General features: G+C 66.2%; 22 protein-coding genes. 6 read left to right on the top strand and 16 right to left on the bottom strand.

Annotated features, from left to right (window positions below; genetic code table 11):
• Positions 1-425: 425 nt before the first annotated feature.
• Both ACQU6B_RS04790 and ACQU6B_RS04785 read right to left on the bottom strand, forming a co-directional pair.
• Positions 426-1496, bottom strand: a complete 1071-nt coding sequence (locus ACQU6B_RS04790) for a YibE/F family protein (protein WP_430868908.1) — start codon at positions 1494-1496, stop codon at positions 426-428.
• Positions 1497-1594: 98 nt separating this feature from the next.
• Positions 1595-2980 carry a glycine--tRNA ligase gene (locus tag ACQU6B_RS04785; protein WP_430868907.1) on the bottom strand — a complete coding sequence of 462 codons (1386 nt, stop codon included), beginning with the start codon at positions 2978-2980 and terminating at the stop codon, positions 1595-1597.
• Between the two features lie 134 nt (positions 2981-3114).
• Between ACQU6B_RS04785 and ACQU6B_RS04780 the strand changes: the two genes are divergently transcribed.
• Genes ACQU6B_RS04780 through ACQU6B_RS04760 form a run of 5 tightly spaced genes read left to right on the top strand, consistent with a single transcriptional unit; the run spans position 3115 to position 6620 of the window.
• Positions 3115-4047, top strand: coding sequence for a metal ABC transporter substrate-binding protein (locus ACQU6B_RS04780; protein ID WP_430868906.1), 933 nt, complete (start codon positions 3115-3117; stop codon positions 4045-4047).
• 43 nt (positions 4048-4090) lie between these two features.
• Positions 4091-4828 (top strand): metal ABC transporter ATP-binding protein, encoded by a 738-nt coding sequence (locus tag ACQU6B_RS04775; protein WP_430868905.1) that lies wholly within the window; start codon positions 4091-4093, stop codon positions 4826-4828.
• Entirely contained in the window at positions 4825-5694 is an 870-nt protein-coding gene (locus ACQU6B_RS04770) for a metal ABC transporter permease (RefSeq protein ID WP_430868904.1), read from the top strand. Before ACQU6B_RS04775 ends, ACQU6B_RS04770 begins: the two co-directional genes overlap by 4 nt.
• Complete coding sequence (locus ACQU6B_RS04765; protein WP_430868903.1) at positions 5691-6104, top strand: Fur family transcriptional regulator; 414 nt, start codon at positions 5691-5693, stop codon at positions 6102-6104. Before ACQU6B_RS04770 ends, ACQU6B_RS04765 begins: the two co-directional genes overlap by 4 nt.
• A complete protein-coding gene (locus ACQU6B_RS04760; protein WP_430868902.1) occupies positions 6105-6620 on the top strand; it encodes a DedA family protein in 516 nt (171 codons plus the stop codon). It begins immediately after the preceding gene.
• On the opposite strand, the gene ACQU6B_RS04755 is transcribed toward ACQU6B_RS04760, so the two are convergent.
• From ACQU6B_RS04755 to hrcA, 14 genes are all read right to left on the bottom strand, one after another.
• Positions 6574-7329, bottom strand: a complete 756-nt coding sequence (locus tag ACQU6B_RS04755) for an isoprenyl transferase (protein ID WP_430868901.1) — start codon at positions 7327-7329, stop codon at positions 6574-6576. The two genes, ACQU6B_RS04760 and ACQU6B_RS04755, sit on opposite strands and share 47 nt — an antisense overlap.
• Positions 7330-7365: 36 nt before the next feature.
• Entirely contained in the window at positions 7366-7776 is a 411-nt protein-coding gene (locus ACQU6B_RS04750; RefSeq protein WP_430868900.1) for a hypothetical protein, read from the bottom strand.
• A 38-nt stretch (positions 7777-7814) separates the two neighbouring features.
• On the bottom strand, positions 7815-8573 hold the full coding sequence (recO, locus tag ACQU6B_RS04745; protein ID WP_430868899.1) for a DNA repair protein RecO: 759 nt from the start codon (positions 8571-8573) through the stop codon (positions 7815-7817).
• Between the two features lie 111 nt (positions 8574-8684).
• Positions 8685-9650, bottom strand: coding sequence for a tail fiber protein (locus ACQU6B_RS04740; RefSeq protein WP_430868898.1), 966 nt, complete (start codon positions 9648-9650; stop codon positions 8685-8687).
• Positions 9651-9828: 178 nt separating this feature from the next.
• Positions 9829-10923 carry an NINE protein gene (locus ACQU6B_RS04735; RefSeq protein ID WP_430868897.1) on the bottom strand — a complete coding sequence of 365 codons (1095 nt, stop codon included), beginning with the start codon at positions 10921-10923 and terminating at the stop codon, positions 9829-9831.
• A 165-nt stretch (positions 10924-11088) separates the two neighbouring features.
• Positions 11089-12852 carry a 2-isopropylmalate synthase gene (gene leuA, locus ACQU6B_RS04730; RefSeq protein WP_430868896.1) on the bottom strand — a complete coding sequence of 588 codons (1764 nt, stop codon included), beginning with the start codon at positions 12850-12852 and terminating at the stop codon, positions 11089-11091.
• Positions 12853-13124: 272 nt separating this feature from the next.
• A complete protein-coding gene (locus tag ACQU6B_RS04725) occupies positions 13125-16577 on the bottom strand; it encodes a hypothetical protein (protein WP_430868895.1) in 3453 nt (1150 codons plus the stop codon).
• Positions 16578-16678: 101 nt separating this feature from the next.
• Positions 16679-17593 (bottom strand): GTPase Era, encoded by a 915-nt coding sequence (era, locus tag ACQU6B_RS04720; RefSeq protein WP_430868894.1) that lies wholly within the window; start codon positions 17591-17593, stop codon positions 16679-16681.
• Complete coding sequence (locus ACQU6B_RS04715) at positions 17583-18833, bottom strand: hemolysin family protein (RefSeq protein ID WP_430868893.1); 1251 nt, start codon at positions 18831-18833, stop codon at positions 17583-17585. Before ACQU6B_RS04715 ends, era begins: the two co-directional genes overlap by 11 nt.
• 27 nt (positions 18834-18860) lie before the next feature.
• The gene (ybeY, locus tag ACQU6B_RS04710; RefSeq protein WP_430868892.1) at positions 18861-19313 is read right to left on the bottom strand and encodes an rRNA maturation RNase YbeY; all 453 of its coding nucleotides are present in this window, start codon (positions 19311-19313) and stop codon (positions 18861-18863) included.
• Entirely contained in the window at positions 19310-20368 is a 1059-nt protein-coding gene (locus ACQU6B_RS04705) for a PhoH family protein (RefSeq protein WP_430869210.1), read from the bottom strand. The genes ybeY and ACQU6B_RS04705 overlap by 4 nt, the downstream gene beginning before the upstream one ends.
• Before the next feature lie 497 nt (positions 20369-20865).
• On the bottom strand, positions 20866-21210 hold the full coding sequence (locus ACQU6B_RS04700; RefSeq protein ID WP_430868891.1) for a histidine triad nucleotide-binding protein: 345 nt from the start codon (positions 21208-21210) through the stop codon (positions 20866-20868).
• Positions 21211-21268: 58 nt separating this feature from the next.
• Positions 21269-22393, bottom strand: a complete 1125-nt coding sequence (dnaJ, locus tag ACQU6B_RS04695) for a molecular chaperone DnaJ (RefSeq protein ID WP_430868890.1) — start codon at positions 22391-22393, stop codon at positions 21269-21271.
• The gene (gene hrcA / locus ACQU6B_RS04690; RefSeq protein WP_430868889.1) at positions 22394-23434 is read right to left on the bottom strand and encodes a heat-inducible transcriptional repressor HrcA; all 1041 of its coding nucleotides are present in this window, start codon (positions 23432-23434) and stop codon (positions 22394-22396) included.
• A gap of 317 nt (positions 23435-23751) precedes the next feature.
• On the opposite strand from hrcA, the gene ACQU6B_RS04685 reads away from it, so the two are divergent.
• Positions 23752-24156, top strand: coding sequence for a DUF4870 domain-containing protein (locus ACQU6B_RS04685; RefSeq protein ID WP_430868888.1), 405 nt, complete (start codon positions 23752-23754; stop codon positions 24154-24156).
• Positions 24157-24228 lie beyond the last annotated feature (72 nt).

Below are 24228 nucleotides of genomic sequence, written 5' to 3'. Positions count from 1 at the left end.
AAGTACTAGAAAAATCCACTGGTTGGTGTGCCACCGATGCCGCGGGCTCTGGTCCCACAGCGCATCGTCATTGATGAACTCCGATCGCGGTTTCGCCCCTCTCAGGACCTCCGTCGACCATCAATTCGATGACGTGACGAACGTAAGGTGTGATGTACATCACACGCAAGTTAGCGGGCATGAATTTACACGATGTTCATATTCACCTCTGCGCAAATTCGCGGACGAATGGGTGCCAATTTCATGCCGCCGACAGGGGTGTCTACCAGGAGATATCCCCACTGGAACTAAATGCGCCAAGGGCCGTCGTGGAGAATATGTTGCGTCGCCAGAATGAGGTATTGGCAACCCTACTGAAACGTCCGGCGCGGCAGTATCGGCGCCATATGGACGCGCAGAGACCCCCGAACAGCGCCGGTGGCGGGCTACGCGCTGGCTGGCTCCAGGGCTGGCTCGCGTACCGCGTGGCGGCCCACCACGAGCGCCGCGATCGCGGTGGTCAAGGGAACTGCCAGCACCAGGCCGATGGACCCCACCAGCGTGCGCACTATCTCCCCCGCGACCTCAGATGAGGTGATAGCGGTCTCAGCCCCAGTGTCGAAGTGCAGCACGATCACGATTAGCGGCAGCGACGCTCCGACGTAGGCGAAGGCGAAGGTGTAGACGGTGGACGCGATGTGATCGCGACCTATTCGCATGCCCCGCTTGAAGACCTCGAGGCGAGGCAGATCCGGTCGCGCGCTGCGCAGCTCCCAGACGGCCGAGGCCTGCGTCACGGTGACATCGTTGAGGATTCCGAGGCCGGCGAGGATGAGTCCGCACAGCGCGAGGCCGCTCAGCGAGATGTTTCCGTTGATGTAGATCAGGCTCAGTTCGGCCTCTCCAGGCACTCCCGGAATATTCGCCGCAGAGACGGCCCACACGCCGATCAGCGCGGTAACCGCAAGCCCGGCGATCGTCCCCAGGTAGGCCGTCGTGGTCCTGGCATTGGGGCCGTGCGCTATGTACAGCAGCGCGAACAGCGCCCCCGCGCCGGTCACGAGCCCGACCAACACCGGGCTATTGCCGTCGAGCAGCGACGGAACCGCGTAGAAGACGACGATGCCGAAGGCGATGCCAAGCCCCAGCAGAGCACCCGCCCCGCGCCAGCGCGCCACGAGCAACACGACAAGCACGTAGATAGCGAGGAGCAGCAACATCGGCTCCGTGCGATCGAAGTCGGAGAAGACCATCGAGCCGTCCGGCAGTTCGAGCACCCGAATACTGTCCCCGGGCTCGAACAGCATCCCGGGCACGCCCGACGGCTGGACGCTCGCGCGCTGAGGCTCACCCCGGCTCGTCACGTCCACCGTGATCTGGCCCGTCGCCTCGTCGACGGACACCACGTCCGCCTTGACCCATTCGGCGTCGTCGGCGATCAGCTGTTCGGAGCCGAGCGTGGAGAGATTGCTCGGCCAGGTCATCGCGGCGCCGACCGCCACGGCGACGCCGATCACAGCAACGAGAATCGCGAGAACTATGGTGGTCCGGCGGGACGCACGCGGCTGATTATCAGTATGCGAGTGCACTGGAACGCGTCGACCCTTCGGAACCGCTAGGCGCCGATGAGACGCTGCGCGAGGTAGCCCTGGACCTGGCTGAGGCCCACGCGCTCCTGCTGCATGGTGTCGCGGTCGCGAATGGTCACCGCCTGGTCGTCGAGCGTCTCGAAGTCCACCGTCACGCAGTACGGCGTGCCGATCTCGTCCTGGCGACGGTAGCGCTTGCCGATGGCCTGCGTCTCGTCGTAGTCGACGTTCCAGGCCCCGCGCAGTTCCTTGGCCAGGTTACGAGCCGTGGGCGCGAGGTCCTCGGACTTGGACAGCGGAAGCACCGCTGCCTTGACCGGGGCCAGGCGGTGGTCGAGTCGCAGCACCGTGCGCTTGTCGACGCCACCCTTGGTGTTGGGCGCCTCGTCCTCCTCGTAGGCCTCGACGAGGAACGCCATCAGCGAGCGCGTGAGCCCCGCGGCCGGCTCGATCACATACGGGAAGTACTTCTCGTTGGTGACCGGGTCGCGGTACTGCAGGTCCTTGCCCGAGTGCTCGGCGTGCGTCTTAAGGTCAAAGTCGGTGCGGTTGGCGATGCCCTCGAGCTCGCCCCACTCGCTGCCCTGGAATCCAAAGCGGTACTCGATATCCACGGTGCGCTTGGAATAGTGCGACAGCTTCTCCTGAGCGTGCTCGTACTGGCGCAGGTTGTCGCGGCTGATGCCTAGGCCGACGTACCAGTCGGTGCGCTCGTCGATCCACTTCTGGTGCCACTCCTCGTCGGTGCCGGGCACCACGAAGAACTCCATCTCCATCTGCTCGAACTCGCGGGTGCGGAAGATGAAGTTGCCGGGCGTGATCTCGTTCCGGAAGCTCTTGCCGATCTGCGCGATGCCGAACGGGGGCTTCTGGCGCGTGGCCTGCATGACGTTCGCGAAGTTCACAAAGATGCCCTGCGCGGTCTCCGGGCGCAGGTAGTGCAGACCGGACTCGTCCTCGACCGCTCCAAGATACGTCTTGAGCAGGCCGTTGAAGTTGCGCGGCTCGGTCCAGGCGCCGCGGGTGCCGCAGTTGGCGCAGGCGATGTCCGCCAGGCCGTTCTCGGGCACGCGGCCCTTCTTCTCCTCGAACTCCTCGAGCAGGTGGTCCTCGCGGTAGCGCTTGTGGCAGCTCGTGCACTCGACCAGCGGGTCGGTGAACGCCGTGAGGTGGCCCGATGCCTCCCACACCTTGCGCGGCAGGATCACCGAGGAGTCGAGGCCCACAATGTCATCGCGGGTGTTGACCATCGCGCGCCACCACTGACGCTTGATGTTCTCTTTGAGCTCGACGCCCAGGGGTCCGTAGTCCCAGGCGGAGCGGGTTCCGCCGTAGATCTCGCCGGCGGGAAAAACGAAGCCACGACGCTTCGCTAGCGAGATCGCGCTGTCAAGACGGGACGGCTGTGCCACTGGAGACTCCTTGTATACGTACGGAAGAATTGCTCGCAACAGTCTATCGGCGTGCGGCCGATGCTGTGGTTGCCTCAGCGCGTGGCGTCCCAACCTTATTGACAATGATTATCAATAGCATTAGGGTCGTAGCCATGACCACACCACTGCGCCCCGTCCTCCTCTCCGCCGCCCTAGCCGGCACCCTAGTGTTGTCCGCCTGCACCGCGAGTCCCGAGGACTCGGACGCGCAAGACGGTTCCCAGATCGACGTGGCAGCCGCCTTCTACCCACTCGAGTTTGTCGCCGCGGGCGTGGCCGGCGAGCACGCGAACGTTCAGGGGCTCACGGCACCCGGGGTGGAGCCTCACGACCTCGAGCTCTCCCCCGCTACGGTGCGCGAGATGCAGGACGCGAGCGTGGTGCTCTACCTGTCCGACTTCCAGCCCGCGGTGGACGACGCGATAGCCGCGACCGACGTCCACACGCTGGATGCAGCCGGCGCCGTGGAGCTCAAGGACACCGCGGATCACGAGGCCGAGGCGGAGGACGACCACGACGATCACGACCACGGCACTATCGACCCGCACTTCTGGCTGGACCCCACGCTGCTGGCGACCTACGCCACCGCCGTCGGCGAGGAGTTCGCGAGCCTCGATCCCACCAACGCCGACGACTACACGGCCAACGCCGCCGCGCTCGCCGCCGACCTGACCGAACTCGACGCGACGTTCACCGAGGGCCTGGCCCAGTGCGAACGCCAGGACATCTTCGTGACCCACGAGGCCTTCGGCTACCTCACGGGGCGCTACGGACTCCACCAGGAGGGCCTGAGCGGCATCGACCCGGACGCTGAGCCCTCGCCGGCGCGGGTCCGCGAGATCCGGGACCTCATGGGCGCGGAGGGGGCGACCACCGTCTTCACGGAGTCGCTCGTCAGCGCCAACGTCGCAGAGGCCCTCGCGTCCGATGCCGGGGTCGCCACCGCGGTGCTGGACCCAATCGAGGGCGTCGTCGGGCAAGATGACTACATGAGCGTGATGAACCAAAACCTATCCAACCTGCGAGAAGCACTTGCCTGTTCCTGAGTCCACTCCGGCGCACTTGACGCCGGCCCTCGAGGTGGAGGACGTGACCGTCGCGCTGGGCGGCACCGAGATCCTGCACGGCGTGTCGCTGTCCTGCGCACCCGGCGAGGTGGTCGCGGTCATGGGCGGCAACGGCTCGGGTAAATCGACACTGATCCGCACCGCCGTCGGGGCTATCGCTCACTCCTCCGGCAACATCCGCATCTTTGGCGACCAGCCGTCCCGCCGGACGATGGCCAGGGTCGGCTACGTCCCGCAGCGCGTCAGCGCCGCGTCGGGAGTCTCCGCCACCGCCCGCGAGGTGGTGACTGCGGGCCTGCTCGGCGGGGGCCACCTGCGCGCCCCCCGCGGCGCTCGCTTGCGCGCCGAGCAGACGCTGGACGGCCTCGGCATCGGCGACCTGGCCGGCCGCGACGTCGCGCGCCTGTCCGGGGGCCAGCAGCAGCGCGTGCTGATCGCGCGCGCCTTGGTGCGCGACCCCGACCTACTGATCCTGGACGAGCCCATGGCCGGCGTCGACGTCCCCAGCCAGGAGGCGCTCGCCCACGCACTCGAGGAGCGCAGGAAGGCCGGCACCGCCATCGTCATCGTGCTCCACGAACTCGGGGCACTGGCCCCTCTCATCGACACCTCGGTGGTCCTCGAACGCGGGTGCGTCACGCACGTCGGCGAGCCCCCGCATGCTCTCGGGGTGCACGCGCTCCCCGGCCACGACCACGTCCACCCCCACGACGACCCGCACGAAGGCGAGCCCGGCCTGAGCTGGGAGGTGACCTCATGAGCCTGCTGACCGACCCCCTCGTGCAGCGCATGCTGCTGGTCGCCCTGCTCGTTGGCCTGGCCGCGCCGATCGTCGGCACCTACCTGGTGCAGCGCCGCATGGCGCTGCTCGGGGACGGCATCGGTCACGTGGCCCTTGCCGGCGTCGCGGCCGGCTGGCTGGCTGGTTCGTGGGCCGGCTTCGCCGAACGCGACGCGCTCGCCATCCCCGGCGCCATCGTCTTTGCGATCGCCGCGGCGGCCGTCATCGAGCGCATGCGGTCGCACGGAACCACGGGCGCCGACGTCGTCATGGCGATCCTTTTCTACGGCGGGATCGCCGCTGGAGTGCTCCTCATCGGCGCCGCGGGAGGCACCAACGCCAACCTGCTCGGCTACCTCTTTGGCTCCATCTCCACCGTGACCTGGACGGATGTGTGGATGACGGTCATCCTTGCCGTCGTCATCCTGACAGTCGGTCTTGGCCTGCGCCAGGCGCTGTTCGCGGTCACTCACGACCAGGAGTTCGCCTTCTCCATCGGCCTTCCCGTGCGCTTCCTCAACATGGTGGTCGCGGTCCTCGCCGCCGTCACCATTACCGTCGCCATGCGCGTGGTGGGCGTGCTGCTGGTCTCCGCGTTGATGATCCTGCCGGTGGCTATCGCCCAACTCATCACGCGCTCGTTCGCGCGCACCATGTGGCTGGCCATGGGCATCGGCGCGGCGCTGTGCCTCACCGGCGTGAGCATCACGCTCGAACACAACCTGCAGCCAGGAGCGCTCATCGTCGTGCTCGGCGTGGCACTGTTCCTGCTGGTCAGCGTCGTCACGTCGCTGCTGCGGCGCAGATCACGGCGAACCACCTCGCGGACGGAAGTTGCCCCATGACCCCCGATAACCCCAAGCCGCGCCAGACCCGCCAGCGCACCGAGATCCTGACCGTGCTCGAGGCGACTGGCGACTTCCGCTCCACTCAGCAGTGGCACGACGTGCTGCGCCACGAGGGATCGACCGTGGGCCTCGCGACCGTGTACCGCGCCCTGCAGTCGCTCGCCGAAGGCGGCGAGGTCGACGCCGTCGTCACGGATTCCGGGGAGACTCTCTACCGCCGGTGCGAGGCGGGCGAGGTGCATCACCACCACCTGCGATGCCGTAATTGCGGTACCGCGGAGGAGATCGACGTCCCCGAGTTCGAGGCCTGGGCGTCGCGCATAGCGAACCGCCACGGCTACTCGAGCATCGACCACACCGTCGAGCTCACGGGCCTGTGTGGCGCGTGCACCGCCGCCGGCGTCTAGATGGCCGGCGTCCCAGGATTCATCGACGACCTCGGCTGGTGGGCGGTCGCGATCTTCCTGTTTGGGGTGGTGTTCGTGCGCACCCAAGCGACGTACTTCGTCGGACGCTGGGTCCGGGCGGGCGCCGCCACCCTCGCGGAGGAGCCGGATAAGCACCCCCGGCTCGCTCGCTGGAGCAACAAGCTCTCCGGCCCCCGCATGCAGCGCGCAGACGAGTTCACCCAGAAGTGGGGTTTCGTCGCGATCCCCCTGTCGTTCCTGACCATCGGCCTGCAGACCCTCGTCAACGCGGCCGCAGGCTACGGGCGCATGCGCTGGGACCTCTACACGCTGGCAATGCTCCCCGGCTGCGTCCTCTGGGTGGGCGCATACTTCCTCGTAGGAGCCTCGGTAGTGCGCGCGTGGCAGGCCTCGCCCTGGCTGTTCATAGGCGCGACCGTCGCGGTGATTGTGGTGTCCTGGCTGGCGGTCAGGCTGCGCCGAAGCGCCGATTCCGCCGGGCGTACTCCTCAATAGCCGCCCACAGGTGCGTGCGGTCCACCTCGGGCCACAGCACGTCGCTGAAAACGTACTCCGCGTAGGCCGCCTGCCATGGCAGGAAGTTGCTGGAGCGCTGCTCGCCGCTCGAGCGCCAGAACAGGTCCACATCCGGCATATCCGGCTCGTCGAGATGCGCCGCGAGCGTCTTCTCGGTGATCTTGTCGGGGTTGATCTGACCCGCCGCCACCTTCCGCGCGATCTCCCTCGCGGCATCGGCGATCTCCGCGCGACCGCCGTAGTTGACGCACATGGTGAGGGTCAGCCCGGTGTTGTTGGCCGTGAGTCGCTCGGCTTCCTCCAGCTCGTCGATCACCGACTTCCAGAGCTTGGGTCGGCGACCGGCCCAGCGCACGCGCACGCCCCAGTCGTTCATCTCGTCGCGGCGCCGGCGGATCACGTCGCGGTTGAACCCCATCAGGAAGCGCACCTCCTCGGGGCTGCGCTTCCAGTTCTCGGTGCTGAAGGCGTAGGCGCTGATGTGGCTCACTCCGGCCTCGACGCCTCCCGCGACCACGTCGAGCAATGAGGCCTCGCCCCGCTTGTGCCCCTCGGTGCGCGGCAGTCCGCGCTCCTTAGCCCAGCGGCCATTGCCGTCCATCACCACTGCTATGTGCCGAGGGATCGCGCTACGGGGAAGATCGGGAGGGGTCGCGCCGGATGGGTGCGGAGGGGGTGCGATGGGCATGGGGCCAGCCTAGCGCCGGACCCCGCCGTGGCCGCGCTACGTACCTGGGTCCTCGTCTCCCAGCACGTCGCGCCCGATCTGGTCGATCTCCATCCACAGATCCGGGTCGTCGGAGCCGTCCGCCGCCGCCACCCTGGACTCGCGATGCTCGGCTACGGCGTTGCTCCACTGCACGAACCAGTCCCGGACTGCCCGGTCGGTCACGGCCCATTCCTGCCAGTGGCTGAGCATCTCGACGCGCTCGATGCGTCCCGGGCGGGTCTCCACCAGGGTCAGCTCACCGAGGAAGAGCAGTCCGTCGGTCACGAGCGGACCGAACGTCGCGCTGTCGTCCGCCAGTGTCATCGTCACCGCCCATGCGTAGGACTCGAAGCGCGGCTCGGTGCCGGCCAGGACCGCCTCGCATCGCTGTGCGATCTCGTCCAGGAGTGCGTCGTCAACGTCCATCGGGCCCGCTCCTCACGCCGACACTTCCGCGATGATTCTCATACCGGCCGCGCCTGTCGGGTGGGCTGCGACCTGTCCACGTGACTGAGGCTGCGCACCTTGCGTTCCAGGTGAAACTGCGTGTACGCGGCGATGAGCCCGGCCGCCTCGCGGCGGTATCTCTCCTCGGAGGCATCGGCCGCCGCCCAGTCTCCGCGTAGCAGCCCAGTCAACAATTCAAACGTTTCTACCGCGGGCGCCGCGGCTCCCGACGGCCGGCAAGCCTCACAAACGGCGCCACCACCCGCAACCACGAACGCCCGGTGCGGCCCCGGCTTCCCGCAGCTCGCGCACTCGTGAAAGCTTGGCTCGTAACCCGCGATGGAAAGCGACCGGAGCAGGAAGCTGTCGAGCACCAGGCCGGGATCGTGTCCGCGCCGGCTCAGCGTGCCGAGGGCTCCGTGCAGGAGTCGGTACTGCTCGTTGGCCGGCTCCTTCTCCAAGTCCACGAGCTTGTCCGCCGTCTCCACCATCGCGGTCGCCGACGTGTACAGCGCGTAGTCCTCGCTGATGCGGCGCGCGTACGGCTCCAGCGTCTCGACCTGGCTCACGATGTCCAGGTTGCGCCCCTCATAAAACTGGACATCCACCAGCATGAAGGGTTCGGTGCGCGCACCGATGCGACTGGTAGTGCGTCGCACGCCTTTGGCGACCGCCCTCACCTTGCCGTGGTGCCGCGTCAGGAACGTGATGATGCGATCCGCCTCACCCAGCTTGTGGGTGCGCAGCACAATCGCATGATCTCGATAAAGGGGCACGCTCTATTGTCGCGCGCGCAACCTCCCGGCATCTGCGCCGCGCGAGAGGTCTACGGATTGAACCCGCATTGACCCCGTTTTGGGGGGAGCCGGAGACCCGCGACAGCCTGCCTAGTTACGCTGCGGGAACAGTCCGGCGCTGCAAACCGTGTAGGTCATGTGGTCCGGGGTGATTGGGCCAAGGTCCGGAAGTCCGAAAGTAGTGGTTCCGTTCCCTCCGTAAGTGGTACCCAGCAACGCATAGAGCGCGGTGTTACTACTGATCTGCAGCAGCGAGCCATCGGCCTTGTATCCCACTGCAGTACTAGTGGCTGTCAACATCACCTCGCCGAGTGTGCACTCGGCGCCGGAATAACCGGGGGAAGCATTCCCCGTCTGGTCACCAAAGCCCGCGACCGTGCCGCTGGCCCCGGTGGGGCCCTGGGGTCCCGTCGCACCAGTGTCGCCAGTGTCTCCCTTGGCACCTGTGGCACCGACTGGTCCAGGGGCCCCGGTGGCCCCGGTGGCGCCGGCTGGTCCCGTCGAACCAGTCGCACCCGTTAGCCCGTCGAGCCCCGCTGCTCCCGTTGCCCCAATCGGGCCCGTTGCGCCAATCGGGCCCGTGAGTCCCGCTGCACCCACCGCTCCGTCATCGCCGGATGCTCCCGGCGCCCCCGCGGCACCCATCGGCCCGGCGACACCCATCGGCCCGGTCGGTCCGGCTGTGCCGTCCCCGCCTGCCGTTCCGGAGGCCCCAGCGGACCCCGCTGCACCGCGAGCACCGGGCTCACCCGCCGCTCCCGCCGCCCCGATCAGGTCGAGTCCCGCCGAGGGCCACGTGCCGTCAGCCTGAGGGCCGTAGAGAACTCCGGACGCTGTGTCGAGATACCAGTCACCATCATTGCCGGTGAGGACATCGGGCGCGCCACGCCCACTAATGATCGCCGAACCTGCGAGGCCGTTCGCGCCGGTCTCGCCTTGCGCGCCATCGGCACCAGACGTGCCGGTCTCCCCCGAATCCCCGGCGGGGCCGGAACACCCAGTCAGCGCGATCAGCCCTCCCACGAGAAGGGGCAGGATGAGGCGAGATCGGGGCATGGAGACTCCAAGGTTGGCGCGAAGGTCGTGACCAAGTTAGCAGGTAATTGGCCACTTTTGACTGGTTCATGCAAACGCGCACCCGCATCGAGTCCCGCAGCCGGGCGGCAGGGTGAACGCACCGCGCCCGAACACCTCACTTAAGGGTGCTCGGGCGCGGTCGACGGTTTGCTCGCGGCTAGCTGGTGGCGAGCGTCCACTCACCAATTCCGGCCACGGTGACGACCGAAGGACCGGCGTGCATGGTGGTGGTTCCGTTAAATTCGCCGACCTCGAGGAACAGGCTGCCGGAGAAGGCGTCGCCCCCGTACTCCATCACCGAGAAGGCGCCGTCGCCGACGTAGCTTCCGGTGAGCGTGGCGGCGGGGCCGTCGTAAAGGAAGACTCCGTCAGTTGTCCCGCTTGGGGCCAGCGTGGGGGCGGAACTGAGCTGAGAGACGGTGATCTCCCACTCGCCGTCGGCCTCCACCTCAAGCTGAGTCGCGGTCTCGAGGAGGTCGCCGTTCATTCCGTACACGTTCGACCCCTCGAAGTCGCCGAGCGACAGCGCCACGACGTCTCCGGTGGGGTCGTTGTTAGCGTCGAGCGGGGTCACCGAGAAGGCGGTGAAGTCCGAGCTGCCCGTGTACGAGGAGGTCACGATGCCGGCCACCGCGCCCTCGGGAAGCTCTAGCACGTCGTTGCCGTTGCCCGTGAAGGTCTGTTCCTCGAAGGTGCCGTAGGTTTCGTCGGCCCACGCGACGGCGTCAACAGGTTCGCCACTCGGCTCAACGGTTGGCTCCTCGGTGGGTTCGTCGGAGGGCTCCGCCGTGACCGTCGCGGTCGGAGTCGGGCTGGGCGTGGTCGATGCCGAAGGGCTGGCGGAGACAGACGCCTCCGGCGCCGCATCGTCCGCGCCGGAGACCGCGATGACGATGGCGATGATCACCCCGAGTAGCCACACCCCGATGGTGACCGCCCAGGCGAGCGCGCGCCTCTGCGAGTAACCCGCGAGGGCGAGGCCCTCCTTGTCGCGCGTGCCGCCGGAGAGCGTCACGATCAGGTCGATGAGGTACCAGACGCCCAGGCCACCCAAAGTGAACAACTTCAGCAGGCCGGTGCCGACCTTACCCAGGTAGAAGCGATCAACACCCCAGAAACCCAGGAGCCACGAGAGCAGCCAGGTGGTGACGAAGCTACGCGAGCCGGACTCGGGCTGCTCCGGGACCGACGGGTCCGTGGCCGCCACTGGCGGGACGGGCGGAACAGACGGGGGTGTGACGTTGTCTGACATGTGTACTCCTCAGCACTTCGTGCGCAATGCACGATTCGATTCCATACGACGCGGGCGCTGGTTTGCGCCGGTGCGTCATAGGCGGGAAAGCCGACCCCTCGTTGCTCAGGGCCCCCACCAAAGTCGTTAAGACCCTATCAATCGGGGTCGCCGCCGCACCGGCCGCTAACGGGCCGCGCGATTGACCGCGGAGATAATCGCCTTGAGAGACGCTGTGGTGATGGACGGGTCGATGCCCACGCCCCACAGAATCTGGTCGCCGATCTGGCATTCGACGTACGAAGCAGCGGCTGCGTCGCCACCGCCGCCGAGCGCGTGCTCGTGGTAGTCGAGCACCTCGACCTTGACGCCCCTGGTCCCCAGCGCCGCCACGAAAGCGGCAACCGGCCCATTCCCGGAGCCCTCGACCGTGAGCGAGACTCCCGCATCGGCGATATCTGCCGCGAGGGTGTCGGGGCCGACGTCGGAGGACGTGGCTCGGGTGCCGTGCAGCGCGAACCGGCCCCACGCATCGTCCGCCGCGGCTGCCGGCAGGTATTCATCCTGGAAGATCTGCCAAATCGCGTCCGCGGTCATCTCGCGGCCGGAGGCGTCCGCCTCGCGCTGCACTACCTGCGAGAACTCGATCTGGAGCCTGCGGGGCAGGTCGATCTGGTGCTCGGTCTTGAGAAGGTACGCCACGCCGCCCTTGCCGGACTGCGAGTTGACGCGGATCACGGCCTCGTACGAGCGGCCTACGTCGCGCGGATCGATGGGCAGATACGGCACGGCCCAGACCAGGTCGTCCACCTCGACGCCCTGCGCGGTGGCCTTCGCGTCCATGGACTCCAGGCCCTTCTTGATCGCGTCCTGGTGCGATCCGGAGAAGGCGGTGAACACCAGGTCTCCGCCCCAGGGGTGACGCGCGTGCACGTCGATCTGGTTGCAGTACTCCACGGTGCGGCGGATGTTGTCCATGTCGCCGAAGTCGATCTGCGGGTCGATCCCCTGGCTGAACAGGTTCATGCCGAGCGTGACCAGGTCGACGTTGCCGGTGCGCTCCCCGTTGCCAAACAGGCAACCCTCGATGCGGTCGGCGCCGGCCATGTAGCCCAGCTCGGCGGCGGCGACGGCCGTGCCGCGGTCGTTGTGCGGGTGCAGGCTGATGATCACCGAGTCGCGGTAGTCCAGGTTGCGGTTCATCCACTCGATGGAGTCCGCGTAGACGTTCGGCGTCGCCATCTCGATGGTCGCCGGCAGGTTGATGATCACCTTGCGGTCGGGCGTGGGCTTCCAGACGTCGAGGACCGCGTTGCAGACCCTGACGGCGTACTCGAGCTCGGTGCCCGTGTAGCTCTCCGGGCTGTACTCGTAGAAGACGTTGGTGCCGGGGACGGTCTCCTCGAACTTCTGGCACAGCATTGCCCCGTGGGTCGCGATGTCCAGGATCTCGTCCATGTCCTTGCGGAACACGACCTCACGCTGGACGACCGAGGTCGAGTTGTACAGGTGCACGATCGCGTTCTTGGCGCCCTTGATGGACTCGTAGGTGCGCTCGATGAGATGCTCGCGCGCCTGGGTCAGCACCTGAATCACGACATCGTCCGGGATCTTGTCCTGCTCGATCAGGGCGCGGACAAAGTCGAAGTCGGTCTGGCTCGCGCTGGGGAACCCGACCTCGATCTCCTTATAGCCCATGCCGACCAGCAGGTCGAACATGCGCATCTTGCGCTCGGCGTTCATGGGCTCGATCAGCGCCTGGTTGCCGTCGCGCAGGTCGACCGCGCACCAACGCGGCGCCTTCTCGATGCGCTTGGTGGGCCAGGTCCGGTCCGGCAGGTCCACGGTGATCTGCTCGTGGAACGGCAGGTACTTGTGCACGGGCATCTGCGAGCGGGTCTGCTCGCCGCCGGTGTAGTAGTCCTGCGTGGCTTCTGGTTCGCGGTTCATATCAATCCTTCAAAGTCTGTGGGGGGCTTGTAAGCCGGCACACCAACCACCGCGACGAGAATCCGGCTGTTTAGGCCTCGTCGCGGCAACGAAGGAGCAGGTTGAACTGCGGTGCACACATAAGTTCACCATAGCCGATTGATGGGCCGGGTTGCCATCACGACGTGACCCAGCGGACCAACAGTGGGAGCGCCGGGCATCCCCTGCCGCTTGCCGCCTGCCACCGCGACGCCTCGGTCTCCTCTGCGGTGACCGAGGCGTTCTCTGCATCGTCAGCCAGCAAGCCCCAAGAAGACGTCGAGGCGAGAGATGCTGCCGGTGCGCTGGAACATCTCGGCGGAGTCGGTCAAGTCGAGCCCCAAACCCTCCACGCGGTTCTGCTCGTCGCCGCGCGTCACGACGATTCCCGCCGTGCCATCGCGGTGGAGCACTACTGGAACCTGACACAGGGTGAAGCCCATCGTCCCTGCCTGCAGAGCTACGTCCGCGAATTCTCCGTCAAGGCCCACATAAGTCAGCACTGCGGGCGCGTCAAGGAACTCCTGTGCGCGCACGAGTCGCGGCTCGAAGCGCACCGCTCCGTCCTCAACGACCACACCCATCTCGCTCGCACGCGTAATGAGGTCCTCCTTGACCTGACCGGTCATTCCGGGCTGCTGCACCCCCGAGAAGCTGGGAGTGTGCGAGTACGGGTCGGTGGGCACCGCACCGTATTCGGCCGGCGACTTGTGAACGCCGATGCCGTCGCGGATCTGGTCGTAGTGCCTCTCGAGGCGTTCGACCACGGCAGCACTCGCCCCCGTCTGGATCGCGCGCTGGCGCGCCTCGTCAACCGCGAGCAACAGCTTGGACACCATGTGCCAATAGATCGAGCCGAGACCCTCGTACTTGTAGAAGGTTCCAGAGCGCCCCGTGAAGGACGCGTGCTCGAAGACGGCCTCGTAGGTGTCGAGGATGCGGGCGCGGTCGTCCGCCACGAGCGAGCCGTACTCCCCCTCGCCGAGGGCAGTGAGTGCCTCGCCCACGTAGGCGGCATTCCGAAACGCCGGGTTGAAGTGGATGCCGCCGTCGACGTCCCTGGCAACGATGCGGGTGTCGCCCTTCTCCAGCATCGCTGAGAGGAGTCCGGACGCTGCGGCGTCGTCATCGGATATCAGGTTCTTTTCGAGGAAGTGCGGCAGTTCGCGATCGGGATACAGGATGTAACTGTTTTGGTCCGCGCGGTACAGCGCACTCGTGCGCAACGCATCCAGCAGGTCGGCAACCTCCGTAGCCCCGAGCAGCCCACAGCTCAACACGGCCACCTGACCCTCGAGCATTTCACTGAGGTGCTTGACGGCGACCGCGTCGTCCGACACCCGAATGATGTTGTACGAGTGGTAGAGGCCGTCGTCGCGGCGGTTAGTCGCGATCGTGTTGTCGGCGTGGTGAAGTGAACCCTCAATGAAGGCGCGAATCTCCCCTATCGACACGGTCGTCGAAACTCCGCGAGACGTCTGGTCGTACGCGCTTGCGCGGTAGGCCGTTCCGGCCGCACCGAGGCGATCGAGCAACGTCTTGCGGTCGCCGTCCGAGACGGCCCCGGATGCAAGGTCGGAGTGATCGTCAAAGGCCGCGGCAATCGCGCGCATGGACGCTGCGACCGAGGCCGACATCTCGACCTCCTCGAGCGCGGAGTGCGCGAACTGCTCGTCCACGAAGGCGAGGTAGCGGCGCAGGTAGCACAGCGTCACCATCGACACCCCGTTGCCGACCAGGGCGTTGTTGGCGTCATTCCACTCAGGGCGCTGGGTATTCATCCAGATGCCGCCGCCGGGAACAAAGTTTGACAGCTTGGAGAGCGCGACGATGAGCAGCTTCTCGGCGAGGTTGGCACGTAGCAGAGCCCCATCGGCGTCAACAACAGCCTTACCGTCGGAGCCGATGCGTCCGGCACGCTCCATTGCCGCATCGTTGACGGCCTGGTCGAAGTCGATAGTGTCGCGGGGATCGCGCAGCAGGTCCTCGTACGGCCGAATCCGGTAGGGAACGTCCGCAAAGGTGAATACCTTGCGAGTGAGCAAGGGCACGAGGCTGCCGGGGCGGTGGCGATCCGCCACTTCGAGCAATCGCAGAAGGTAAATAACCTGGTGATCGCCCCAATAGCCGATGTTCGCCCAATCGTCGTCCACGTCCAACATTTCCCACTCGTACCCCTCGCGCAGCACACGGTAGGGGTTGTAGCCGTCGATCGTGGACGAGTCCGCAAACTTGAAGAGCATGGCCTCCACGAAGTCGGGGTAAGACAGCGCGAGCGCCTCCCAGTTCTGGAAGATGTCCCGCCAATTTCCCTGATAGTTCAGCATCGGCAGGCCCTGATCGTCCTTAAGACGAATCGAAAACGAGTTCCAGGGGCGGCTTGGGTCGCCGTGACGACGGCTGAAGGACAGCGGCAGGTACTCCGCCGCAAGGCGCTCGAGATCGACGTCGCCTACAGCCGCGACTCTTTCCACCAAGTCACTGCGCAACAGCGTCGCGGGAAGCGCGTCCAGGAAGTCCGCGTGACGAGCACCAACGGGCGCGTTGGTCTTGGCTAGATAGGCGCGCAGGTCGTCGCGAGACACGAGGTAGCCGTGATCGGGCAGACCGCCACGCATCGCGTTGAACAGCGTGTTCGCAAAGTGGCGCCACACGCTCGGTTCATCAGCGGTGGCCTGGAGTCCATCCGTCTCGCCAACGATCCGCACGAGTTTGGCGGTGCCGCTCGCGACGTCGGCTAGCACTCGGTCCTTGATTCCGGGCACCGCCACGTCACGCATGAGGGCTCGCACGCCGGAAGCGTCCTGCTCGACTTCGGCGACCACGAGCCAGTCGACCGTTTCCCCTGCTGCGAGCGCGAATGAGGCCGATACCAAGTACGCGCCGCGGCGTCCGCGAATGTCAGCCTCGGCCGTCACGGCCGCGCCGGCACGGAAGGCGTCGCACTGGATCTCTGAGAGCAGCACCGTGGCGGAGTCGAGGCCCGTGGCCCATGCCACGTTCACCCTCAGCGCCTCGCTGGGTACTGCGGTATCCGTAGGAATTGAGCTGAGGCGGTAAAGCGCGAGGCTGGTGTCCTCGGCCGTTTCGGTGCGCTTGTACCCGTCGACCAGTGTGCTGAACTCCAGCTGGAAGCGTCGGCTGACACCGGACGGCAACACGTTGCGGATGCCATCAAGCACCTCGATGTCGACTGCAGAGTCTGAGACGTTACGCACCTCACTCTGGCGCACAAATCCGTAGGCATCGCTGTTGGACCATGAGTAGCGGAACACCAAACCGAGATCGTGGTTGGTCTCCTCGAACAGCACCCGATTGCCGTACACGCTCTTGTAGAGCGCGCGCTCCGTGCGGTACAGGCCCTCTTGGCGCGTCGTGAACGGCTCCCACAGCGAGATTCGACCGTCGCGAGTGGCACGCACCATGCTGATCGAACCCGTCGTCTCGGAAGAGTCGTGGATGCGGTCGTCGGTGTAATACGGGAAGAGGGCGTTATCAGGGTCGCGTCGACCTGCAGTGAGGCCGCCATTGGTGGAGAGGAACATCCAGTGGTCGGAGTCGCTCACCACGCTCATGAAGAACGGATCCATCCGGTCGTAATGGCCGATGCGGTAATACCGCTCACCGGCCAAGAACACTAGGCTTCCGTCGACTTCTCCGTTCGGTGCAATTTCCGAATTGAGAGTGGTCGCGAGTTCGTCCTTCATTGCATGCCTCCAAGGGCAAAAGTGTTCCTACCGGCGTGTTGGTCATCACGCCGTGAGAGCGCGACCACACCCCTTTATCGAACCCTTTCGACTACCCATTGTCAAAACCCGAGTCGGCCCAGCTGCTTGGGGTCGCGCTGCCACTCCTTGGCAACCTTGACGTGCAGGTCCAGGTAGATCCTGCGGCCCAACAGCGCCTCGATTTCCTTGCGCGCCTTGGTGCCGACGTTGCGCAGTCGCTCGCCCTTGTGGCCCAGGATGATGCCCTTCTGGCTGTCGCGCTCGACGAACAGTTGGACGCGCACCTCGAGCAGCGGCACCCGCGGGTCGTCTGCGGCCTGCGGGCGTTCGACCATTTCTTCGACCTGAACCGCGATCGAGTGCGGGAGCTCGTCGTGGACGCCCTCCAGCGCGGCCTCGCGCACGAGTTCGCCGATCATGACCTGCTCGGGCTCGTCGGTGAGTTCGCCGTCGGGGTACAGCGCCGGTCCCTCGGGGAGGTACTTGGTGAGCACGTCCTTCAACACGTCGACCTGGATGCCCTCGACGGAGCTCACGGGCACAATGTCGGACCAGTCGGCCAACTCGGAGACCTCGATCAGGTGGTCACCCACCTGAGGCTTGGGTACCTTGTCGATCTTGGTCACGATCGCGATCTTGGGGGCGCGGGCCTGAGCCAGTTCGCGCGCGATCCACTTGTCGCCGGGACCAATCTTCTCGTCGGCCGGCAGGCACATGCCAATCACGTCGACCTCGTTGAAGGTCTCACGCACCAGGTCGTTGAGGCGCTCTCCCAGCAACGTGCGCGGCCGGTGCAAGCCCGGCGTGTCGACCACGATGATCTGGGAATCCTCACGGTGCACAATTCCGCGGATAGCCCGGCGCGTGGTCTGCGGCCGCGATGACATGATCGCCACCTTCTGCCCCACTAGCGCGTTCATCAGTGTGGACTTACCCGCATTGGGTCGGCCCACAAAGCACGCGAACCCGCTCCTAAAGGGAGTGTTACTCGTCATCTTCGGCCTCCTTGACCACAACAATCGACGTCAGGCGGCGCCTGCGCCCTTCTGCTCGTTCCGCGAGCATCACTAACCCATGAGTCGTCACGCTGGAGCCGGGAATCGGTACCTTGCCCAGCGCCTTCGCGAGCAGGCCGGCGGCCGTCTCGACGTCGTCGTCCTCAATCTCAATATCAAACAGCTCGCCCAGTTCGTCGAGCGGGTAACGCGCAGGCACACGGTACCCCCCGGTCGCGAGCTCCACCGCGTCAGGGGTGGTGCGGTCGTGCTCGTCGACCACCTCGCCAACAATCTCCTCCAGCGTGTCCTCGATCGTCACGAGCCCGGCGACTCCGCCAAACTCGTCCACCACAATCGCCATGTGGGAGATCGACTGCTGCATGCGTCGCAGGAGGTCGTCGACAGGCACGGACTCGGGCACAAACACCGGCTCGCGCATGAACTTGTTAACTGACTTGGATAGCTTGTCGGCATCGTTCCAGGTCGCCTTCACTACGTCCTTGAGATACACGACCCCCAGCGTGTCGTCGACGCCGTCGCCGATGACCGGCACGCGCGAGAATCCGGAGCGCATGAACAGCACCATCGCCTTGCGCGCAGAGGTGCCCGAGGGGATCGTCACCATGTCGGTGCGCGGGACCATCACTTCACGGGTGAGGGTGTCTCCGAGGCTCACGACGCTGCGCAGCAGCTCAGCGTCGGCGTCCTCCAGCGCGTCCTGCGCCTGCTCAACCAGGTCCTCTGGCTCGGCCAGTGCCGGCATGCGCAGCGCGGGTACGACGGCTCGCACCGGCGTCGTGAGGTTGATCAGCGCCGATGCGACGGGCGCCACCGTGGCGACAGTCGCCAACGGGTGGGTCCTCGCCAACTGGCGCGGAATCGCACGAATCAGCATCAGCGCGATGAACGCGGCGACGACGATGGCCATCAGGATGGTGAACCACGTCGCCCACCCCAGCTCGACGCCCAGGTTCCAGGCGAGCACGCTCCAGCAGACAATCACGACAGCCTCGAGGATCGCGTACGCGACGGACGCGGCGTTGTCGGTGTGTTCCGGGAGCGACGCGAGCCTGGCTGCGGCCGTGGGACGGCCATCTCCTCGTACGCGGGCGGCGATCCTGCGTTCGTCCGCATACGGCAGCTGCTCGAATGCGGCGACCACGGCGTGCAACACCGCGGCACCGATCAGGCTCACGACGCCGATCACGATGAGCCACGTCACGGTGGCGCTATCCATGGATACCGGGTTCAGTCAAGGTTCGCGTCATGCGCGGCTGGCGAGGAAGGTCAGCAGCAGCCGGCGCTGTAGTGCGAACATTTCCTTTTCTTCCTCGGGCTCGACGTGGTCGTAGCCGAGGAGGTGCAGGATGCCGTGGGTGGTAAGCAGGAGCATCTCCTCGTCGGCCGCATGGCCTGCGACCTTCGCCTGCCTCGCCGCGACGCTCGGGCACACCACGATGTCCCCGAGCAGGCCCGCGGGGGTCGGCTCCTCGGGGGTGCCCGGGCGCAACTCGTCCATCGGGAAGCTCAGCACATCGGTGGGGCCCGGCTCGTCCATCCACTGAATGTGGAGCTGCTCCATGGTGGGCTCGTCTACAAACAGGATCGCGAGTTCCGCGCCATCGGCCACGTGCATCTCGCGCAGCACGAAGGTCGCCAACTCGGCGAACTCGATCTCCTCGACCACGGCATCGGTCTCATTGTTGACGTCGATCATGGTTTTTCTCCATTGGTGTTGAGCCGGCGCTGCTGGCCGTCCGTGCGCGATGATCGGCGCGAGGCCGGGGATTCGTTGGTCTCGTCCGCGGTGGCATAGGCCGTCACAATGTCGCTGACCAGGCGATGACGCACCACGTCATCCGCGCTCAGGCGGCAGAATGCAATGTCCTCCACCCCCGTCAGAATCTCGCTCGCGGCGCGCAAGCCCGACTGCGTGCCTCCCGGCAGGTCGACCTGGGTGACGTCGCCCGTGACGACCATCGTCGACCCGAACCCAAGACGCGTCAGGAACATCTTCATCTGCTCGCGGGTGGTGTTCTGAGCCTCGTCGAGGATCACGAAGGCGTCGTTAAGCGTGCGCCCGCGCATGTAAGCCAGCGGCGCGACCTCTATGGTCCCCGCCTCCAGGAGGCGCGGAATCGAGTCAGGATCGAGCATGTCGTGCAGGGCGTCGTACAGCGGGCGAAGGTAGGGGTCGATCTTCTCGCTCAGCGAGCCGGGCAGGAAGCCCAACCGCTCCCCCGCCTCGACGGCGGGTCGAGTCAGGACGATCCTGGTAACTCGCTTGGCCTGTAGCGCCGCCACGGCCTGCGCCATCGCGAGATAGGTCTTTCCCGTACCGGCGGGACCGATGCCGAACGTGATCGTGTGTTGCTCGATCGCGTTGACGTAGTCCGCCTGACCCTCGGTCTTTGGTCGAATGGTGCGGCCGCGCGAACTGAGCACGGTGCGACCGAGCACCTGGGCCGGGCGCGGCGCCGTGGCCGTCTTGGATTCGGCGGGGACCGCCACGGGTGACTCGGCTACGGGTTCCGCGCCTGAGGGGACCGCCTCTGGTGACTCGGGCGCAAGTCCCGCGAGCTCGGGGACGTCGACGGCGAGTGCCGCCGCGGGCTCCGGCGTGTCAATGAACTCGACCGGGAAGCCAGCCACGGGTTGAGCGGTTTCGGACTCGCCCAGTGGCGACTCGATCTCCGTAGGTTCAGGGACCGCTACAGAAGGTTCCGCTGCGAGCTCGGGCTCGTATTCAACCTCAGGCGCGCCGTCCGGCACTAGCTGGGGCTCCTGTTCGCTCCCCGTTGCTGGATCCACGTCAGGCTCAGGTGCGAGGTCGGGTTCAACCACCGGCATGGAGTCCGATTCGATCTCAGGTTCGGGGTCCGTAGGCTCAAGGACCACTACCGGCGCCTCGGGTGCGGACTTCGTACGCTTGGGGACCACTACTGGGGGTGCGGGCTTGGGTTTGGGTGCTGGCTCGGGTTCCGCCTCGACCGCGACTTCCTCGACGCGAGACGCGCGCAGCATGCGCATAGTCTCGCGAGCGACGTCAGGGTTGAGGGGCGCGCCCGCAGCCAAGATGTCGCGCAACTCCTCGATCACGTTGGCGGCCTCGTCGATGTCCGCGGCCGCCCCCTCAAGGGAGATCTCATTGCCGCGCACCAGGAAGGAAACGGCGGGGTAAGCGTTTTCGACGACGCGAATAACGGTGTCGTTGTACCCCAGCAGCTCGGCTACTTGAGAGTTATCGACGACTACGACTCGATTGGGGCTCACGCGGGACTCCATCCCAGTTGTTGGCCGCCAAGGACGTGGCCGTGGACGTGGAAGACCGACTGACCGGCGGTGGCCCCCGAGTTGAAGATCCATCGGAACTCGCCACCACACTCCGCGTCGGCAACTCCCTGCGCCACCACGGCCATGTCCGCCAGTAGCGCGGGGTCGGAGGCCGCGAGCGCGGCGACGTTCGGCGAGTGAACCTTGGGGATCACCAGCACGTGAACGGGCGCCTGCGGAGAGAGGTCGCGAAAGGCCAGGACAGTGTCGGTTTCGGCGACCTTGTCCCCGGGAATGTCGCCCGCCACGATGCGGCAGAACAAGCAGTCGGTGTCGGTCATCCCTCTAGAGTAAAGCCCCCTTGGTTGTCGCGAGACGATCGCCCGCCGAGCGCGCCTATCAGCGGCCCATGAACGTGTCGCGCAAACGGGAGAACACTCCGCCGCCGATGGGAGCCAAGTGAGCCTCGGGCATCTCCTCGCCGCGCAGTGCGGCGAGCTGGCGGAGCAGGTCCGTCTGCTCGTCGGTCAGCTCTGCGGGTGTCTGAACGTCGAGGCGCACCAGCAGGTCTCCGCGTCCGGAGCGCTGCAACTTGCCTACGCCGAGGCCCTTGAGCTTGACGATGGAGCCGGACTGCGCGCCGGCGCGGACCTCGACGTCCTGAGCGCCATCGAAAGTATCGAGGCCCATGACCGTTCCGAGCGCCGCGGCTGTCATCGGGACGTGAAGCGTGCAGTGGATGTCGAAACCCTCGCGTTCGAAGGTCGGGTGAGCCTTCTCGCGAATCTCGATGTAGAGGTCACCCTTGGGGCCGCCCGCCACTCCCGCATCGCCTGAGCCGGACATCCGGATACGGGTGCCGGTCTCGACGCCAGCCGGGATCTGCACCGTCACCGTGTGACGGGAGTGCGTGCGCCCCTGGCCGGAGCACTCCGCGCAGGGCTGCGGGATGGTGGACCCGTAGCCGCCGCAGACGGGGCACGGCGAGGTGGTCATCACGTTGCCGAGCAGCGAGCGAGCCATGCGCTGAACGTGTCCAGCACCGTTGCACTGGCGGCACTGCTGCGGCGACGTTCCGGGCGCGCAGCAGCTGCCGCTGCAGGTGCTGCACGTGTCGGCAAGGTCAACCTGGATGTCCCGCTTGACGCCGAACACCACCTCGTCCAACGTGAGTTCCGCCGTCACCAGCGTGTCACCGCCACGCTGCATCCGCGTCGCGGGGCCACGGCGTTGCTGCTGCCCGCCGCCAAAGAAGGTCTCGAAGATGTCCTCGAAGCCAAAGCCCTGTGGGCCCGCGTTCTGGCCGCTGTGACCGCCGCGGGGATCTACCCCACGGTCGTACTTTGCGCGCTTGTCCGAGTTGCCCAGCACCTCGTAGGCGGCGCCCACCTCCTTGAAGCGGGCCTCGCCGCTCGGCCCCGCAACATCGGGGTGGAACTCGCGGGCGAGCTTCCGGTAGGCCTTCTTGATATCAGTCTCACTGGCGTCGCGCTGGACGCCCAAGACGGAGTAGTAGTCATTCACTTAAGCTTCCACAACCTTCGACAAGTAGCGGGCGACGGCGCGTACCGCGGCCATCGTCCCTGGGTAATCCATCCGTGTAGGTCCTAGTGCGCCGAGCAGGGACAGTCCGCCGTTGTCGGCTCCGTACCCTGCGGCGACTATGGACGTGCGCGCTAACGCCTCGTGCTGGGTCTCGGACCCAATGCGCACCGCCACGTCCTGGCTCTGCCCGGTCATCTCGTGTAACAACCGCAACAGCACAACTTGTTCCTCAAGAGCGTCAAGTACCGATCCGACGGCATCAGCCTCGAAGTCCGTTCCTGCCCGCGCAAGGTTCGACGCCCCTGCGAAAACGACGCGTTCTACGGTACCGCCGCGCGCGGACTTGGAGACCGCCGTCGCGAGCGCTGTGGCCCAGTCCGGCTGGCCGTCGCTGGTAGACCACGTCTCGAGGGCGTCCTGCAGCCCGGAGGGAGTCGAGCCAACCGCGACCTGGTTGACCTCTCGGGCGACCCGTTCGAATTCGTCGCCGCTCGGGTCGCCGTCTAGCGCGATGGTGGCCTGCTCGACCCGAGCATCGGCCGACACCACGACGGCGAGCGCGCGCGCTGGGCTCATGCGTACCAGCTCGACTCGCCGCACCGCGCTCTCACGCACCGAGGGGTACTGCACCACGGCAACCTGGCGTGTGAGCTGGCTCAGCAGCCTCACCGAGCGCTCCACGACGTCGTTGACGTCCACCGCATCGGATAAGAAGGTAGTGATCGCGCGCTTCTGGGAGTCCTGCAGCGCGGAGGCCGCGACGTGGTCGACGAACGAGCGGTAGCCCTTGTCGGTGGGGATGCGCCCGGCGGAGGTGTGCGGCTGCGCGATGAGCCCCTCCTCCTCCAGTGCGGCCATGTCGTTGCGAATAGTCGCCGGCGACACTCCCAATTCCTGGCGCGTAGACAGCGCCTTGGATCCCACTGGTTCCGAGGTGGACACGTATCCCTCGACGATGGCGTGCAGAACTGCACGGCGGCGGTCGTCAATCATCGTGTCCTCCCCTCGGCGAGTCGTCATAGGTCGGGTGCTGGGCATCGCACCGCGCGGGGCGCACCCGCGGCTGGCACTCTCATTACCCGAGTGCCAATTCTACATTGTCTGACGAGGAGCCTTCGGAGGGCCCGCCATGGGGCCATTGGCGCGACCTGGCGACTCGCGATAGGTGCCCATCGCCCCTCCTACGTGGGCACATCTGTACATTGGGTCCGCATTGTCGATACATTGGACGAGTTGACAGTCTCGTAGTCGCGGTCCAACTGTGTCCAGACAATCCGCGGTGCCCAGCGAGCCTGGCCAGCGAACCGTCCACTTCTAAGTCACTGAGGAGAAAACACATGACTGACAGCACACCTCCCCCACCCCCTCCCGAACCTTCAGCAGGTCAGCCAGCGGGTCAGCCCGTGGCTGCGCAGCCGCTGTCCGACAGCGACGCACGCCTGTGGGTCACGCTCTCCCACATCGGAACGATTCTGTTCGGCTTTGTCCCGGCGCTTATCTTCTGGCTCATGGGCAAGGACCGCAGCAAGTTCGTCAGCGACGAGGCCAAAGAGGCCCTGAACTTCGGCATCTTGATCACCGCCATGTACGTCATCGGCTGGATTCTTTCGATCGTTCTGATCGGCTTCCTGTTGGTGTTGGCCGCATTCGTGCTGAGCCTTATCTTCTGCATCCAGGGCGCGATGAAGGCGAACAAGGGCGAGACCTACCGGTACCCGCTCAATGTTCGCTTGGTGAAGTAACAACCCTTACTTCACACCCTGACGCGAACCAGGGCCCCGTATCCCTCCACGGAAGGATGCGGGGCTCTGTCG

It is taken from the genome of Demequina aurantiaca (genome assembly GCF_050598105.1).
GTDB classification, from domain to species: Bacteria; Actinomycetota; Actinomycetes; order Actinomycetales; family Demequinaceae; genus Demequina; species Demequina aurantiaca_A.
This window is presented reverse-complemented; position numbering and strand designations above follow the sequence as displayed.

Bases quoted from the DNA above. Each gene is read 5' to 3' on its own strand.
- era (WP_430868894.1), bottom strand. From the start codon at position 17,593: ATGACGAGTAACACTCCCTTTAGGAGCGGGTTCGCGTGCTTTGTGGGC.
- ACQU6B_RS04755 (WP_430868901.1), bottom strand. From the start codon at position 7,329: ATGCCCATCGCACCCCCTCCGCACCCATCCGGCGCGACCCCTCCCGAT.
- ACQU6B_RS04760 (WP_430868902.1), top strand. From the start codon at position 6,105: ATGGCCGGCGTCCCAGGATTCATCGACGACCTCGGCTGGTGGGCGGTC.
- ACQU6B_RS04685 (WP_430868888.1), top strand. From the start codon at position 23,752: ATGACTGACAGCACACCTCCCCCACCCCCTCCCGAACCTTCAGCAGGT.
- ACQU6B_RS04715 (WP_430868893.1), bottom strand. From the start codon at position 18,833: ATGGATAGCGCCACCGTGACGTGGCTCATCGTGATCGGCGTCGTGAGC.
- leuA (WP_430868896.1), bottom strand. From the start codon at position 12,852: ATGAACCGCGAACCAGAAGCCACGCAGGACTACTACACCGGCGGCGAG.
- ACQU6B_RS04740 (WP_430868898.1), bottom strand. From the start codon at position 9,650: ATGCCCCGATCTCGCCTCATCCTGCCCCTTCTCGTGGGAGGGCTGATC.
- ACQU6B_RS04770 (WP_430868904.1), top strand. From the start codon at position 4,825: ATGAGCCTGCTGACCGACCCCCTCGTGCAGCGCATGCTGCTGGTCGCC.
- ACQU6B_RS04750 (WP_430868900.1), bottom strand. From the start codon at position 7,776: ATGGACGTTGACGACGCACTCCTGGACGAGATCGCACAGCGATGCGAG.
- hrcA (WP_430868889.1), bottom strand. From the start codon at position 23,434: ATGACGACTCGCCGAGGGGAGGACACGATGATTGACGACCGCCGCCGT.
- ACQU6B_RS04735 (WP_430868897.1), bottom strand. From the start codon at position 10,923: ATGTCAGACAACGTCACACCCCCGTCTGTTCCGCCCGTCCCGCCAGTG.
- ACQU6B_RS04765 (WP_430868903.1), top strand. From the start codon at position 5,691: ATGACCCCCGATAACCCCAAGCCGCGCCAGACCCGCCAGCGCACCGAG.
- ACQU6B_RS04780 (WP_430868906.1), top strand. From the start codon at position 3,115: ATGACCACACCACTGCGCCCCGTCCTCCTCTCCGCCGCCCTAGCCGGC.
- ybeY (WP_430868892.1), bottom strand. From the start codon at position 19,313: ATGATCGACGTCAACAATGAGACCGATGCCGTGGTCGAGGAGATCGAG.
- ACQU6B_RS04700 (WP_430868891.1), bottom strand. From the start codon at position 21,210: ATGACCGACACCGACTGCTTGTTCTGCCGCATCGTGGCGGGCGACATT.
- ACQU6B_RS04725 (WP_430868895.1), bottom strand. From the start codon at position 16,577: ATGAAGGACGAACTCGCGACCACTCTCAATTCGGAAATTGCACCGAAC.